Below are 15,066 nucleotides of genomic sequence, written 5' to 3'. Positions count from 1 at the left end.
CACCCACTTCGAAGCCCCCGACCGGCCAACGCCGTCGGGGGCTTTCGCATACCCCGAAGCAGGTGCTCATGAACACCCAGCAGGAAATGACGGAGGCCACCCTCGCGGCGATCGCCAAGGCCTCCACCAACGGCATCACCACCGCAACCGGCCTGTACTCCTACGATCTCGGGCCGCTCGTCCAGCTCGTCCCGGTCGTCACCCCCGCCCGCGACGCCATCCCGCGCGTCACCGCCACAGACGGCAACCCCTACGCCGTGTGGAGGGCCATCCTCAACAACACCAGCGCCCAGCCCAGCCCGTTCATGGGCCTGGACTACGCGGCGAACGTCTCCAAGGTCTCTGAGCAGGATTTTCAGGCGAAGTACATGCGCTCCGGCATGGGTGGCACCGTCACCCTCGACGCGCAGGATTTCTCCAAGGGCTACTCCGACGCCAACGCCGTCGCAACCTTCCAGACCCTGAACCAGGTGCTGATCGGTGACGACCGCGCGCTCGTCGGCGCCCAGAGTTTCCCGCTGGCCCGGCCGGCCGCGCCCACCCTGACCCAGCACGCCACCGGCGGATCGATCGGTGCTGTCCAGGTGTACGTCGGTGTCGCTGCTCGCACCGGGATCGGCTACTACTACGGGACCGGCAACAGCCAGGGCAACTCGGCGAACACCACGTTCGGTTCCGGCACAACCAACAGCCTCACCGCGACGGTTGGCGCGGTGCGGGGTGCCGTCTGCTACGACTGGTTCCAGTCCGCGAACGGCACCACCTGGTACTACTACACCACCACCACGGTCAACACGGTCACCATGACCTCGGTCATCTCCGCCAACAACGCCCTCCCCTCCGGCCTCGCCGTCCCCGACCTGTCCGTGAACTGGAAGGGCACCGCGAACACGGTCCCGACCATCAACACGGCCGCGGACAACAACTCCGGTGACCCCACCCAGTACGACGGGCTCCTCGCCTCCCTGTCCGGCGACTACTCCTCGACCGGCCAGTGGGTGCAGTCCGGGACCGCCAACACCAACCCGTCGACGTTCTCCTCCCTGGACGGGGCCGGGCTGACCCTGGGCGGCGGCAGCATCAACGAGTTCAACCAGTACCTGTTCCTGCCGCTGTGGAACGCCGTCAAGTGCAGCCCCACGGCGCTGATGATGAACGCGGCGCAGGCGCAGGAGACCGCGACCCTCATCCTCGGGTCGACCGGCGCGACGACGTTCCTCAACACCGACTCCTCGGGGCGTCTCAACGTCACCGCGGGTGGCCGGGTCGGCAGCGTCATCAACGCACCCGCCGGCGGCATCGAGGTGCCGATCGAGGTTCACCCGTCGGTGCCGCCCGGCACCATCGTCGCGCGAACGGACAGGGTTCCGTTCCCGCAGGCCAATGTGTCCAACGTGCTGGAGTACCGGGCCCTGCGCGACACCTACCGGTACGACTACGCGAGCGCCCGTCTGGCGAACACCGCAGGTGGGGGGCCCCGAGTCGACTACGAGATCGAGTCTCTCGGTGCCTTCGTGAACCGAGCGCCTGTGGCGATGGCGGTCTTGTCCAATGTGGCCTGACCGGCACTGATTTCACCTGCTTCCTGCCACCTGGGGTGTGTCAGCATCCCAGGTGGCAGGTGACGCCTTTCCCTCGCCAGTCCTACAGGAGGTGCGATGGCGCCCACGCGGGCAACAGCCCCGTTCACCACACTTGCCAGCACCCAGGAACTATTCCGCGCCGACGGCCTGACGCTGAACAGCAACTCGGACACCGTGACCGCGAACGTCAAAAACCAGCTGACGAACCAGGTCGGTGGTGTCATCGACGTGTCGGCGGTCTCGAACGGCTTGCTGATCGTCAACGTCGGATCGGTGGCAGGGAGTAGCCCGGGGCTCGCTGTGTTCTTCGACGTTCAGGACGCGTTCGGCAACTGGGTCCTCACCTCAAACCCCACCGCGATCTCCGGTGTCGTCCTCGGCTTCGCGACACCCGTCTGGGGCAACATCTCGACCGGTTACAACCTGACCCTCAACGGCAGGATCCGCTGGGTCGTCACTGGAACTGGAAGCCCGGTATTCAGTGGCGTCTCGTTCTCCCTGTTCGGACGCTGACCGACAGCACATCACCCACCCTCACTGCCGATTGGAGAGCAGGCATGCGCCTGTACTCGCGCACGGGCGCCACCGCGCTCGACGACCCCGAATATGGTCATTTCGAAGCCGACGCGGACGGCGGCTTCGACCTGCCCGATCCACTCGCTGCCAGGGAGCACGGCTTCGCTGTGCGTGGGGCGCGGATCTGGGAGACCGACATCGAGCGGCAGCACAGGCTGATCGCCGAGGAGGTCGAGCGCCGCAAGGACCCGGCGACACTGCTGCAGGCGGTCGAGCAGCTGGTGAACGCCCAGAGCAATTTCCGGGAGCAGTCGGCTGCTGAGACCCCGGCCAAGCGAACGTCCAAGCGAACCACCTCCTCTCGAGGCGCCGAGTAGACAGATGAACGGCGGTGATGCAGATGCCTGCTACGCCGTACATCACACCGGCGATGCTCACCTCGGCGCCAGCCGGGATCTCCTGGACCGTTGTCCCAACGCTCACGGCCAACACCCAGCAGCAGGCCGCCCAGTTGGCGCAGGTGTGTTGGCAGGCAACGTCGGCGGTGGACCGGTACTGCCGGCAGCCGTTGCGGGCTGTCATCAACACGGAGACGGGCTCCGGGCCGGGGTTGCCGCGGATCGCTTCGGACCGGTCCACCTGCAGGGGCACGATCGTGACGCGCCGCTGGCCTGTGACCGCGGTCGAGGCCATTCAGACGTCACCGTCCACTGCGTTCCCACAGCAGTGGACGGTGGTGCCGGCCGGGCAGTGGAAGATCAGGCAGCCGGTGATCATGACGGCAGCACCGACGCCGGACACCGGCCCGTCGGGCGGCAACGTCATTGATGTGGCACCGGGTTACATCACCTGGGACCGCGGTCGTGGCGGCTGGGACGTGATGACGTCCTACCAGTCGGGTCACCCGCACGCCGGGCTGACCGCAACCGCAACCGCTGGCGCCCAGACCGTGCTTGTGGATGATGTCACCGGATGGGCCGGGGCTGTCGGCTTCCTGTACGACGGGGTGTCGACGGAGCTGGTCGAGGTGGCATCGGTTGCGGCGACGGTTCCGGTGCAGCTGCCCGGGGTCGCTGGCGCGGTGCAGGCCGGGCCAGGCGTGCTCACCTTGTCCCAGCCCCTGACGTTCAACCACAGCTCGGACGCGGTCCTGTCCGCACTGCCGCCGGACGTCATCCGGGCCACCGCGTTGCAGGCTTCGGTGATGGCGTTGGAGACGATCGACGCGATCTCCACGCAGTCCCTGTCCGGGCAGATGGCCGGCGGCACGACCGTCCTCGCTGAGGAGGTCGAGATGATCCTTGACGACTACCGGCGGGTCGCGTGATGGCGCGCACCCGCACCGCGCGCGGCGGCAGCGGTGGTGCGACGGGCGGCGCCGGGGCTCTGCGGTTCCTCAACCGCACGATCACGATCATGCGGGGTGTCGAGGCGAACCCGTACGGGGACCTCTCCGACGTCGGGATCCCCCGGTACACGGGCGTGCAGGCAGCGATCGCCGAAACCTCCCAAACCTACTTCGACGCGGCTTCACAGCGGAATCAGATCATCCGGGCCATCGAGTGCATCGTCCCGGCGTGGGTCGACGTCGAGACCACGGACACGCTGATGGACGAGTCCACCGGCTACTACTACATGATCGAGGGAATCCGGGAACAGCCAGGCATCGGCTACTACCCGGCCCCGAAAGTCCTCACCCTGCGCATGCGTTCAGGTATCAACGTCACCTCGGACTAGGGGGCGCCATGACGAACCGCGTCGACATTGACGACTCGTGGCACGCCGAGGTCAGCGCCGCGGTGGAGGCTTTCCTCACGGACAGGCTCGGCCCGGACATCGTCAGCGACGCCAAACGGTACTGCCCGGAGCGCACCGGGGCACTGCAGGAGAGCATCGAGCACCACCTCGAGGACGGCGACTTGATCGTCTCCGCGACGGGCGGTGACGACGGTCGCACGTACGCGGCGTACGTGGAGCTGGGTACGCGGCCGCACGTCATCCTGCCCCGGGACCGTAGGGCGCTGTTCTGGCCGGGTGCTGGCCATCCAGTCGGAAAAGTCGACCACCCGGGCACACGCCCCCAGCCCTTTCTACGTCCGGCGCTTTTCAAGGAGCGCGGCGAGTAGCACAGCAGGGGGTGACCTGTGACGACTCCTTCCCTGCCGCTACTGCCGAACGATGAACTCGTCGCGGCCGCATGGCTCGGCTCGATCCCGGGCCTCACACCAACCATGGTCGGCACCCAACTGCCCCCGGATGTTGATCCGCAGGGCCTGGTCGCACCGTGGATCGCGACCGGCTTCATCACCGTGTCGGTCATCGGGGGGACCCCGGACCCGCTGCTGCCCATCAACCGGCCGGTGCTGCAGGTCGACTGTTGGGCTGCTGTGCCAGGCAGCAACAAACCGCCCTGGCACAAGGCCGCGGCGCTCGCTTCGGCGATCAGGTACGCGACGTGGGACCGGCGCCGCATTCCGCGTCCGCTGGCGCTGTCCGCCGCGGGCGTCACCTACCCGCAGGCCGTGGTGCAAGGCGCCTACCTGGCCACGGCTTTCCGGCGGCTTTATGACGACCAGGGTGATTACGCCTGCTACCAGGGGGACTTGGTCCTGTCCTGGGTAGCACCCACCGATGTCTTCGAGTGAGAGGACCCGCTGTGGCCGAGTACGCCACCGTTCAGACGACGATTTTCCCCGGCCCGATTGAAGTGCCACTGGACGAGGTGCAGGTGCTGCGCTCGCAGGGCCTCCTCGTCGAACCGGCCGCTGCACCCACCGACCCCGACCTTGCGCCGGCCCCGAGGGGGAGCGCGCAGAAGGACATGACGCCATGAGCCTGCTCAGTCTCTCCCCCACCCAGCTCCCCAGGACGGGCGCTTCCGCGCCTCTCAATCTCACGACGCTCATGGCAGCCGGAACGCTCGGCTCAAACACCGGTGTGACGTGGGCGAACACCGGCCGGGAGTTCCTGGTCATCGCTGTCGCCTCCGGCGGGTCGACGTGCTCGATTCCGATCGGCACGACGATCGAGGGTCAGGCTGTCGCCCCGCTCACGCCGACGCTGACCGCGTCAGCGACGAACGTCATCGGCCCGTTCCCGAGCGACGAGACCCTCGGCGGTGTGATGACCGTGAATTTCGGGACGGCGGCCAACGTGACCGTCGCGCTCGTGCAGTACATCGGCGTCATCTGACCCTCCCTGCGCACCACGTCCGGGCCCGCCACGTGCGGGCCTTTCGCATGCCCGCGCCCAGTTGCGGCGCCTGATCCAGAAGGATTGATCGCCTTGACCGTGAATGCGGCAAATTTGGTACTAGGTCCGGCCAGGCTCTACGTCGCCCCTTTCGGTGCCACCGAGCCACTCGACTCCGCCGTGACCCCCAATGGCCCGTCGAATCCGCCGTCGGCGCCGTGGACGGATGTGGGCGGCACTGACGGCGGTGTGACCTTCGAGGTCGACAACACGTACCAGGACCTCCAGGTCGATCAGCTGACCATGATGGTCGGCTCCCGGCTGACGGCCATGAAGATGACCGTGACCGCGAAGCTGTCGGAGATGACTCTCGCCAACCTCAACACCGCGCTCAACAGCATCGGTACGACGGGTGGCGGCACCGGCTACAGCACGCTGGACATTCCTGTGGGCTCGTCGTCAACGCAGCCGACGTACGCGGCGCTGATGATCGATGGGTGGGCGCCGACGCTGTCGACGAGCGCTCCGGCGCTGCGGCGCATCATCGTCCGCAAGGTGCTGTCGCAGGTCAAGGCCACGCTGGCGTACGACAAGAAGACGCAACAGAGCCTCGACTGTACGTTCACGGCGTATTTCGTGAGCAGCAGCATTTCGCCGGTCCACATCGTCGACCAAACGGCGTGACCCGTCCCGGCACGTGAGCCCGTGCCGGGACCCAGCCAATCACCCTCAACCCTCAAGCGAGATTCACATGGCAGCAACCGTGAGAGCAAAGGCCCCCGCGAAGCGCCCCAGCCGCACCGCGCCGGATCCGACACCCACCCCCGCGGCCGGCGGGGCGGTCGCCTTCGAGCCGCCGCGCCTGACGAGCAGCACAGCGCCGGCGGAGCGTGTGCCGCTGTTCTACATCGATGACCGCGAGTACTCGGTCACGCTCAAGCCCGGTGTCAACGTCGGCCTCAAGTACCTGCATTTGTCGCGGACTATCGGCGAGGCGCAGGCCATGGACTACCTGCTGGAGAAGCTCCTCGGCGCCGAGGGCTACCAGGCGCTGATGGACTACGACGACCTGACGCAGGAGCAGTTCCAGGGGATCTGCGAGATCGCCTCAAGGTTGACTGTGGGCGCCCTGGAACTCCCAAAAGCCTGACCGAGCGGGTCGCCCAACTGGCGTGGATTCTGGACTACTTGGACGACATTGAGTCCGACCTGTCCGTGTTCCACCGCATCGACGACCCGACCGCACTCGACGGTCCGCGGTATTTCCGGTTGGTGTGGCGGCTGGCCGCCTACCAGGGCGTGATGCAGGCCCGCACGCTCGCGGCGCGCGACGAGCAGCAGCAGTCTCCCGCCGCCGGCCCGCGTCACGAGGCCGGTACAGGCCGACGCGATATCAACCCTGGGATACGAGCCACCTTGCAGGCGGAGCCGGCGTTCGCCGGTGTTTTCTCTTTCGGGGCCCCTGACGGCTGACTGGTGAAAGGGGGCCTCGATGCCTGAGGGTTTCCGCGTTGCCAGCGCGTTTGTGCAGGTCAGCCCCGACATGGAGGGTTTCAAGGAGGAGCTGAAGGCGAGGCTCGATGAGGCGGTGGCTGGCACTGAGGCGCGGGCTCGGGTCACCCTCGACACGTCCGAGCTGGACGCGAAAGCAGACCAGGCCAGGGCGCGGGTCGATGAGCTGGATGGCGCCAGGGCTGAGCCGTCGGTGCACCTGGACGACGCGGACCTGGGTGCACGGGCTGATCAGGCTCGGGCGAAGATCGACGAACTGGACAGCAAGAGCGCGCGGCCGGATATCGGCCTGGAAAGCTCGGAGCTGGACGAGCAGGTTGATCGGGCCCGCGAGAAGTTGGATCAGCTCGACGGCAAGCGCACCGCGCCGGTGGTTTCGCTGGACACGGCGGAGTTCGACGCGAAGTTGGATGAGGCTCGGGCGAAGCTCGATGCTTTCAGCTCCAAGTCCGCCTCGGCCCGGCTGGGTGCGTCCGGTGGTAGTGGGGGCTCGTCCGGTGGTGGCGGTGAGGGCGGCGGCCTGGGCGGCGCGCTGGCCCTGGGTTTGGGTGCCATGTTGCCGGGTCTGGGTGGTGCTGCCGCGGCCGTTGGTCTGGGGGGTGCCGCCGGGTTCCTTGGCCTGGGTGGGATCGGGAAGGCGCTGTCCGCCGCGCACCAGGCGAGCCTGAACGTCGGCCTGACTCCGCAGGAGTTGGCGTCCACCCAGTTCTCGAACTCGGTGCAGAACAAGCAGGCGCAGGACCAGGTGACGCAGGCCCGGATGCAGGCGTCGCAGGACGCGATCACCTCGGCGAACAGCATCGAGCAGTCGCAGATGAACTTGGCGTCGGTGCAGCGGAACGCGGCGGAGCAGCAGGTCCAGGCCCTGCAGGCCGTGAAGCAGGCGCAGCAGGGCGTGGAGGAGGCGGACTACAGCCTCAGTGAGGCGCAGTACAACCTCAACCAGGCGTGGGAGGCCGCCCGCGAGCAGGTCCGGCAGCTCGATGACCAGCTGGCCGACTCGAAACTGAACGTGCAGTCAGCTGAGTTGGCGATTCAGCAGGCGATGTATCAGCAGCGCCTGACGAACCAGAACGCTTACTCGACCAGCCTGGACCGTCAGCAGGCGGCGCTTGCGGTGGCCCGTGCCCAGCAGCAGCTGACGGACGCCCAGGATCAGCAGACGGCGTCCGCGTATGCGGCGAACCTGGCGCATCAGCAGGGTGTGTCCGGTTCCCAGACCGTCATTCAGGCTCAGCAGGCGGTGACCGCCGCGCAGTACGGGCAGGCGGACTCGCACGCGAGCCTCACGGAGGCGCAGTCGCAGGCCACGTTGACGCAGCTGAACAATGCGGACCAGATCAAGCAGGCTCAGATGCAGCTGGCCGCGACGGAGGAGCAGACCGCTTTCCAGCGGGAGATGGACGCCCGGAACGTTGCGCTGGCCGAGCGGAATGTGACGGATACGCTGCGGGAGCAGCAGCTGCAGATGGCCGCGACGATGTCGACCAGCAATGAGGCGGCGAACGAGTTCGCGAAGGACATGGCGCGTTTGTCGCCCGCGGCCCAGCAGGTCGTTGAGCAGATCCTGAGCATGAAGGGATCTTTCAAGGAGCTGGAGACGGCCGCACAGAACGCGATCGCCCCTGGCCTACTGGTGTTCTTGCAGGGCGTGTCGGCGATGATGCCGGAGGTCACGGTCGCGGTCACGAAGATGGCCACGTTGATCTCGGGGGCGTTCGCCGATCTGGGTCGGGCGATGCAGACCAAGGGCGCGCAGGAGGTTTTCGCGGGCCTGGTCACCAACGGTCTGCAGTTCGCACAGGTCGTGGTGCCAGCGTTCGCCGGGTTCGCCGGCGAGCTGCTGAAGATCGGTTCGGCGCCGGGAGCGTCGAGCGGCATAGCGAACGTGCTGGCCGGTATCGGGCATGCTCTGACCGGGCTGACGGCGAGCATCGGCACGTACACGCCGCAGATCAACAATTTCCTGAGCGCTGTCGGCGTGATCATCGCGCAGATCGGCCCTCCGCTCGGCGTGATCATCGGTCAGGTGGCCAAGGCCCTGGGCCCGCTCGCGACATACCTCAACCAGCACCCCAACGGCACGGTCGTCAAAGTGATCGGTGACATCGTCGCCGGGATGCTCGCCCTCCAGGGCCTGAAGAAGATCATCCCCGATGTCTTGCTCGGGCCGTTGGAGAAGCTCGGCGACAAGGCGCTCCTCGGCCCGCTGAAGAGCACCCTGAAGTCGATACCGGGCCTGTTCAAGGACTCGCTCGGTCCTGGGGGCGGCTGGGACTACCTGGTGCAGTCCGTCAAGGGATTCGCCGCTCCCGGGGGCCCGTGGGACGGGATCCGACTGCAGGCCATGTATGCCGGCGAGAACGTCTCCAAGGCCGTCTCTGGGTGGGGCTCGAACATCGCCAACGCGGTGAAGGGCGTCATGCCGACCAAGCTGGACGCGCAACTCCTGCTGCAGTCCGCGAAAGACGCCGGTTCGCAGTTGGCGTCGCGTTTCATGAGTGCGGCGAGTTCGGTCGGCACCTGGTTCACGACAACCCTGCCGGCGGCGACCCGCTCGGGGATGAGTTCCCTGGGGACGTTCGCGTCGAGCGCGGGCGAGACCATCGCCGGTTGGGGGTCGTCCGTTGGCACTGCCATGAGCAGTGCGGCGTCCAGCACCGCGGCTTTTGTCGCCGACTTCGGCTCCAAACTGGCTGCGGCCGCCGTCGCTACCGGCACGTGGATCGCCGAACAGACCGTGGCTGCGGCGACGTTCATTGCGGAGAACGTCGCCGAGGCGGCGGCTGCGACGACAGCGTTCATCGCGGAGAACCTGGCGACGATGGGCATCGTTGCCGGGATCGCCCTGGTTGTCACCGCGGTTATCTATCTGGCGACGCACTGGAAGCAAGTCTTCGCGGATATCGAGAGCTGGACACTGTGGTTGTGGCACAACGTGCTGGACCCGTTCTGGCAGGCGATCGAGTGGGGGGCAATGTGGCTTTACGATCACGGGATCCAGCCGCTAGTCACCGGTTTCACCGAAGCTTTCGACAAGATCGAGTCCGGCGCCGGTTGGCTGAAGGACCATGTCTTCGCGCCGTTTTTCTCGGACATTCAGAAAGGGGCTGAGTCCTTCGTCAGCACTTTCGGGACGGCGTGGGGAAAGCTGGAGGACGTCTTCAAGTCGCCAGTGAACTTTCTGATCTCCACGGTCTACACCGACGGTATTGAGGCCCTGTGGAACGGTGTTGTCGGGGCGATCGGGCAGGACTCCCTGAAGCTGCCGGACATCAAGCCGTTCGCGACTGGCGGTGTGGTTCCCGGTTATGCGCCGGGTGAGGACACTGTGCCGGCGATGCTCAGCCCGGGTGAGGGTGTCCTTGTGCCGGAGGCTGTTCGGGCGCTCGGGCCGCAGACGGTCCTGGCTCTGAACGCTGCTTACGGCGGTGGGCGGGTCTCAACCCCGGGCCATTACAAGGGCGGCGGCATCATCAGCAACCTTTGGGGTGACGTCACCGGGGGTATCAGCAAAGCTGTCGACCTCGGCAAGATCGTCGCAGCGGTGACGACCGGAAACACCACCGCGCTGGACAACGCACTGACGAAGTTGGTCGGGACGAATGCGGTCGGGAATCTCGGCAAGCTGATGCTCGGCATGCCGACGACACTCATCCATGACGCGGTTCAGGCTGTTGCGTCCCTCTTCGGCGGCGGCTCATCGGGCAAGGGCAGCAGCAGCGCCTCGTCCCCGGGGCCGATCAGCGGCACCGTCGCCGACTGGTTCGCAGCCGCCGTGCAGGCAACAGGCGTTCCGACGTCGTGGATCCCGGACCTGGAGACGATCGGGATGCACGAGTCGAGCAACAACCCCAACGCGGCGAACAACTGGGACTCCAACGCCGCAGCCGGGGACCCGTCGCGCGGCATCATGCAGACGATCATGTCGACGTTTCTTGCCTATCACCAGGCCGGGACCGCCAACAACATTTTCGATCCGACGGCAAACATCGCCTCCGCGATCAACTACATCAAGGCCCGCTACCACGACGTCACCAACGTGCCCGGCATCAAGTCACTCGCCCGCGGTGGCCCTTACGTCGGCTACGACTCCGGGGGCTGGCTCATGCCGTCCGGGATGCCCGTCAACGGGCTCGGCCGGCCCGAGGCAGTCCTGACCCCGGACGAATCGCAAGCATTCGTAGCGATCGTGCGGCAACTGACCCAACAGGGCGGGGCCGGCACCGCCCTCGGATCGAAGGGCGTCGTCATCAATTTCACCGGCACCCAGTACCCGAATCCTGAGCAACTCGCCGCGATCAAACGGGACATGGCTCTCGCACTCGGCTGACCAATGCCCAGCACGACGGAGGAGGCGAGTGAGTGTCAACAGCGCAGGCGGGGCAGCCGTACCAGCTCAACCTGAATTTCTACTCGGCGACCGCCGGCGTCCTGGCCGACCCGTCCACCATCACCCTGGACATCACCTACGGCCAGCAAGTCGGCTTCGTCCCTGACGTCGCCGGCCCGTTCACCTACTCGGGGGCCTCCTCCCCGACCTACGGGCAGGTTTGGCGCACTGGCGTCGGCCAGTACTCGTGCATCTGGATCATCCCGGCGGGTTCCCCGCAAGGCGTGTACGTCGCCAACTGGACGTGCGGGTACGGCACTAGCACGTTCCTGGGCGTCGAGGATTTCACGGTCACCGGCGGTGTCACACCGGCGGTGCCGGCCGGTGACGTCGGCTACTGGACCGGCGGCCTGCTCTACGGGTCCCAGGACGTGGAGTTCGGCCAGACAGATGCCAGCGGGGTTTCCTGGATCTGGCGAAAGATCGAGGGCTGGGACGGCCCGGACGTGCAGGGCGGCGGGCTGGTCGCCCGCGCCGGTGACCACGGCGCCTGGGCCTCCCCCCAGTACGTCGCGGCCCGCACGATGACTCTCACCGTGACGGCGTCGGCCCCGACACAGGCGCTGCGGGATGTGGCCCGTGCGACGCTGCAGCAGGCGGTTCCCGTGTCGGATCTCGCGATGCTCCGGTATGACGAGCCGGTGCCGAAATACGCATGGGTGCGCCGGTCGGGGAAGTTGACCGAGGCGTATCCGACGCTCACTGATGTGACGTTCACCGTCGGTCTCGTGGCACCGGATCCGCGAAAATACGCGGTGGCTCAACGGTCCCTGTCCGTCGGTCTGCTGCCGTCCGGCGGCGGCGGCACCATGGTGACACCTTTCACCGTCCCCGTGACGTTGCATTCGTCACCGCCACCGGGTGGGGGTTACGCGGTCAACGGCGGAAGTTTCCTCTCACCACCGGTCGTTGTCATTTCTGGGCCGGCAAGCGGGCCACGAATCTCGAACGTGACAACCGGTCAGACCGTGTCCTGGTCGTCGGTGACGCTCAATTCGGGTGATGTGCTGGTGGTGGATTTCCTCAACCGGCAGGGTTATGTGAATCCCACGATGGTTTCCACCAGTCCGGGTTTTCCGTCCACCGGCGGCACGTACTGGCCCGCCGACCTGACCTCGTCCTGGTGGCAACTGGCTCCGGGCTCCAACACGTTGCAGTACGGCGGCGCGTCGATCTCCAGTGGCAGCACCGCGACAGCGTATTGGCATGACGCGTACCTTTAGGAGGGCCGCATGGCGACATCTGTGACCACCAGCCTGCCGATGTGGCTGACCGGCTGCACCTACGACGGCAGCGGCGGAAATGACCTGCGTAACAGCGGGGTCACTGCTTTCTTCTTCGACCCGGGCATTACCACCGGCAGCACGATCGGTCTACGCTCCGGGGTCGTTGGTGGTGCCGGCCTGTACGTGCAGCCCGGCACGGGCATGAACGTGCTGGTGCAGCCCGGCAGTTTCGTTGTCGCGAATTCCTCGAACGTCCTGTACGGCGGGTACGCTTCGACGCTCGCCTCGCAGGCGACTCTGTCGGTGGCCACCGCGGACCCGACGAATCCACGAATCGACCTGATCGTCGCCTATGTCTCCGACGTGGGTACCTCAGCGTCTTTCGGGGCTGTGGCGATTATCACCGGAACACCCGGCCCGGCCCCCTCCGCCCCGTCCGCACCGGCGAACTCGCTGACGCTGTCACAGCTGTCGGTCCCGGCGGGGACGTCGACCATCACGTCGGGTCTGCTGACGGAAAAACGGGTTTTCACGACGGCCGCGGGTGGTGTCCTGGTCGCCGTCAAGGGGTCCGCCTCCGGGTACCTCGGACAGTTGGCCTACGATCCTACGTCCGGCGCGTTCTACCACAACAACAATCTGACGGCGGCCACCCAGCTGAAGGTGTTGCCGTGGCAGCCCGCGATGACGAAGTTGACGACCCCGTACACGGTCAGTGACTCGGCCGAGCACACCATCATCAGCACCACCGTCACCACCGACGGCTACACCGACATCGAGTGTTTTTTCAAGAGCCCCGGCGTGCAGTCCGCCACCACATCCTCATCGAAGATCCGGCCCTTTTACCGGCTCTATCTGGACAGCACCCTGCTGGACAGCATCTACGCTGCCGAGGCAACAGCCGACTCCTACATCCAGTCGGGGGTGGCCTGGAGCTACTACACCTCCCCGTCGACCGCCGACACCCCGTCCGCCGGAACGCACACCGTATCGGTGAGCATCACCAACACGCTGTCATCGATCCAGTTCAGCCAGTTCGCCACAACAAGCACCGCGGCGAGCATCATCCTGCGCGTAAAGCCAGTGTCGACCTGATGGGTGTCTTCACGTATCAGGCGACCGACCTGATCAGCGGCCGGGTCCTGGCCGACAGCATCCCCCTGAACGTCCAGAGTTTCAGCGCCCAACTCAACGGGTCGGGCACGCTGTCCGGACAGCTGACCCTGGACGAGATCTACGCGGTCAACGCCCCGTTTGTCCGGGCATTGGAATGCCGACGGGCCGTCCTGTGGGTCCTCGAGGACGGCTACCCGGTGTGGGCCGGCCCGGTGTGGGACTGGCCGGACACCAGCCGCGCCCAGGGCACGCTGCCGATCCAGGCGCACACTTTCGACAGCATCTGGTCGCACCGGCTGATCACGGACACGATCGAGTACCAGCAGGTCGACCTCTGCACCGCATTCACCGACCTGATCGTCTACGGGCAGAGCAAGCAGTCGGCGTACATCGCCACCGGCGTCTCACCGGCCGCCACCCGCACCGCCGCATACCTGCAGACGGTTGCCACCAACGGGCCGGTCGCACGCCTGGTGCTCCCGACGGGGGCCGCGGCGATCGCAGGGGTCCCATGGACCGCGTCATACGTGTGGTCAGACCTCACCCAGATATCCAGCGCCTGGTCCGACATGTGCGCCAGCGGCCAACTGGAGTACGCGTTCGTGCCCGGCCTGGACAGCAGCGGCAACCTCGTGGTGTTCCTGCGGCTCGCCTACCTGCAACTGGGGCGCCCCGCCGCGCAAGCCGGGTACACGCTCAGCTACCCGGGCAACTGCCTGGATTACGGCTACCAGCGCACCGGCTCGCAGTCCAGCAACATCGTCTGGGCCACCGCACCACCCAACGGCTCGGCGCAGCAGTGGCAGTCGGTGTACCCGCACGGTGCTGACCTCGCGGACCTGGCCGGCGGGTATCCGCTGATGGAGTCCACCGCGTCCTGGCAGGGCTCAGTTGTCACCACGCAAGCCCAGATCGACTCCTGGGCGGATGGCCAAGTCGCCCTGAAGACTCAGGCGATGACCTTGCCCGTCATCACCGTGGGTGGCTCTTCCCTCCCGCGACTGCGGGACATCACCCTCGGCGACTCCACGGTCCTCACCGCGACGTCCGCGCTGCACCCGGCCAAGGCTGACGGCTCCCCTGGCCTGCAGGTGGCGGTCCGGGTCACCGGTTGGACCGCCTACCCGCCCGGCCCGCAGCAAGCGGAGTCGTACCAGCTGACAACGTCCAGTGTGATCGCCGCCTAGGAGGCTGTCGTGACCCTCTATCCGACGGACCTGCAACGGCGTTTCGAGACGACGTTCAGGGCCCTTTTGCAGCGCGTCTCGAGGTTGGAGACGCGGACGGCGTCCATCGACTCGGGTTGGCCCCTCGCAGCGCTGCCCGCCACCATCGACCCGGGCTACAGCAGCGGCGACCCCAAGGCCTACCTCAACGGGGCAACCACCCTGACCGGCCCCTACCAGCGCCTCGCGCCCTACACGCCCGCGGCCGGCGACAGCGTCCTGGTCGTGCCGGTAGGCGCGTCCCGGACCTACGTGGTCCTCGGCAAACTCGTCTGACCCTCGACCTGGGAGGACCCACGTGG

17 protein-coding genes are annotated in these 15,066 nt (G+C 66.7%); all 17 read left to right on the top strand.

Annotated elements, in window-relative coordinates; genetic code table 11:
- The first annotated feature begins 68 nt into the window (after positions 1-68).
- Positions 69-1,562 carry a hypothetical protein gene (locus OG455_RS36305; RefSeq protein ID WP_266300530.1) on the top strand — a complete coding sequence of 498 codons (1,494 nt, stop codon included), beginning with the start codon at positions 69-71 and terminating at the stop codon, positions 1,560-1,562.
- Positions 1,563-1,658: 96 nt separating this feature from the next.
- Complete coding sequence (locus tag OG455_RS36300; RefSeq protein ID WP_266300529.1) at positions 1,659-2,096, top strand: hypothetical protein; 438 nt, start codon at positions 1,659-1,661, stop codon at positions 2,094-2,096.
- A 44-nt stretch (positions 2,097-2,140) separates the two neighbouring features.
- Complete coding sequence (locus OG455_RS36295; RefSeq protein WP_266300528.1) at positions 2,141-2,476, top strand: hypothetical protein; 336 nt, start codon at positions 2,141-2,143, stop codon at positions 2,474-2,476.
- Positions 2,477-2,490: 14 nt separating this feature from the next.
- Positions 2,491-3,426 carry a hypothetical protein gene (locus OG455_RS36290; protein WP_266300527.1) on the top strand — a complete coding sequence of 312 codons (936 nt, stop codon included), beginning with the start codon at positions 2,491-2,493 and terminating at the stop codon, positions 3,424-3,426.
- Positions 3,423-3,836, top strand: coding sequence for a hypothetical protein (locus OG455_RS36285; protein WP_266300526.1), 414 nt, complete (start codon positions 3,423-3,425; stop codon positions 3,834-3,836). The genes OG455_RS36290 and OG455_RS36285 overlap by 4 nt, the downstream gene beginning before the upstream one ends.
- A gap of 8 nt (positions 3,837-3,844) precedes the next feature.
- Positions 3,845-4,225 (top strand): HK97 gp10 family phage protein, encoded by a 381-nt coding sequence (locus tag OG455_RS36280; protein WP_266300525.1) that lies wholly within the window; start codon positions 3,845-3,847, stop codon positions 4,223-4,225.
- An 18-nt stretch (positions 4,226-4,243) separates the two neighbouring features.
- A complete protein-coding gene (locus OG455_RS36275; RefSeq protein WP_266300524.1) occupies positions 4,244-4,744 on the top strand; it encodes a hypothetical protein in 501 nt (166 codons plus the stop codon).
- 11 nt (positions 4,745-4,755) lie between these two features.
- Positions 4,756-4,932: a hypothetical protein gene (locus OG455_RS36270; protein ID WP_266300523.1), complete on the top strand. Its 177-nt coding sequence runs from the start codon at positions 4,756-4,758 to the stop codon at positions 4,930-4,932.
- Positions 4,929-5,291, top strand: coding sequence for a hypothetical protein (locus OG455_RS36265; protein WP_266300522.1), 363 nt, complete (start codon positions 4,929-4,931; stop codon positions 5,289-5,291). The genes OG455_RS36270 and OG455_RS36265 overlap by 4 nt, the downstream gene beginning before the upstream one ends.
- A gap of 99 nt (positions 5,292-5,390) precedes the next feature.
- On the top strand, positions 5,391-5,975 hold the full coding sequence (locus OG455_RS36260; RefSeq protein ID WP_266301087.1) for a hypothetical protein: 585 nt from the start codon (positions 5,391-5,393) through the stop codon (positions 5,973-5,975).
- Positions 5,976-6,042: 67 nt separating this feature from the next.
- Positions 6,043-6,441 (top strand): hypothetical protein, encoded by a 399-nt coding sequence (locus tag OG455_RS36255; protein ID WP_266300521.1) that lies wholly within the window; start codon positions 6,043-6,045, stop codon positions 6,439-6,441.
- Between the two features lie 38 nt (positions 6,442-6,479).
- The gene (locus OG455_RS36250) at positions 6,480-6,764 is read left to right on the top strand and encodes a hypothetical protein (RefSeq protein ID WP_266300520.1); all 285 of its coding nucleotides are present in this window, start codon (positions 6,480-6,482) and stop codon (positions 6,762-6,764) included.
- A 19-nt stretch (positions 6,765-6,783) separates the two neighbouring features.
- Positions 6,784-11,136: a hypothetical protein gene (locus OG455_RS36245; RefSeq protein WP_266300519.1), complete on the top strand. Its 4,353-nt coding sequence runs from the start codon at positions 6,784-6,786 to the stop codon at positions 11,134-11,136.
- Positions 11,137-11,168: 32 nt separating this feature from the next.
- Positions 11,169-12,419: a phage tail domain-containing protein gene (locus tag OG455_RS36240; protein WP_266300518.1), complete on the top strand. Its 1,251-nt coding sequence runs from the start codon at positions 11,169-11,171 to the stop codon at positions 12,417-12,419.
- A gap of 9 nt (positions 12,420-12,428) precedes the next feature.
- Positions 12,429-13,517, top strand: coding sequence for a hypothetical protein (locus tag OG455_RS36235; protein ID WP_266300517.1), 1,089 nt, complete (start codon positions 12,429-12,431; stop codon positions 13,515-13,517).
- Positions 13,517-14,725, top strand: coding sequence for a hypothetical protein (locus OG455_RS36230; protein ID WP_266300516.1), 1,209 nt, complete (start codon positions 13,517-13,519; stop codon positions 14,723-14,725). Before OG455_RS36235 ends, OG455_RS36230 begins: the two co-directional genes overlap by 1 nt.
- Positions 14,726-14,734: 9 nt before the next feature.
- Positions 14,735-15,040 (top strand): hypothetical protein, encoded by a 306-nt coding sequence (locus OG455_RS36225; protein WP_266300515.1) that lies wholly within the window; start codon positions 14,735-14,737, stop codon positions 15,038-15,040.
- The last annotated feature ends 26 nt before the right edge of the window (positions 15,041-15,066 follow it).

The sequence above is a fragment of the Kitasatospora sp. NBC_01287 genome, from assembly GCF_026340565.1.
In the GTDB taxonomy this organism is placed as follows: domain Bacteria; phylum Actinomycetota; class Actinomycetes; order Streptomycetales; family Streptomycetaceae; genus Kitasatospora.
Note: the sequence above shows the minus strand (reverse complement) of the source record. Positions and strands in the feature narration are given on the sequence as shown.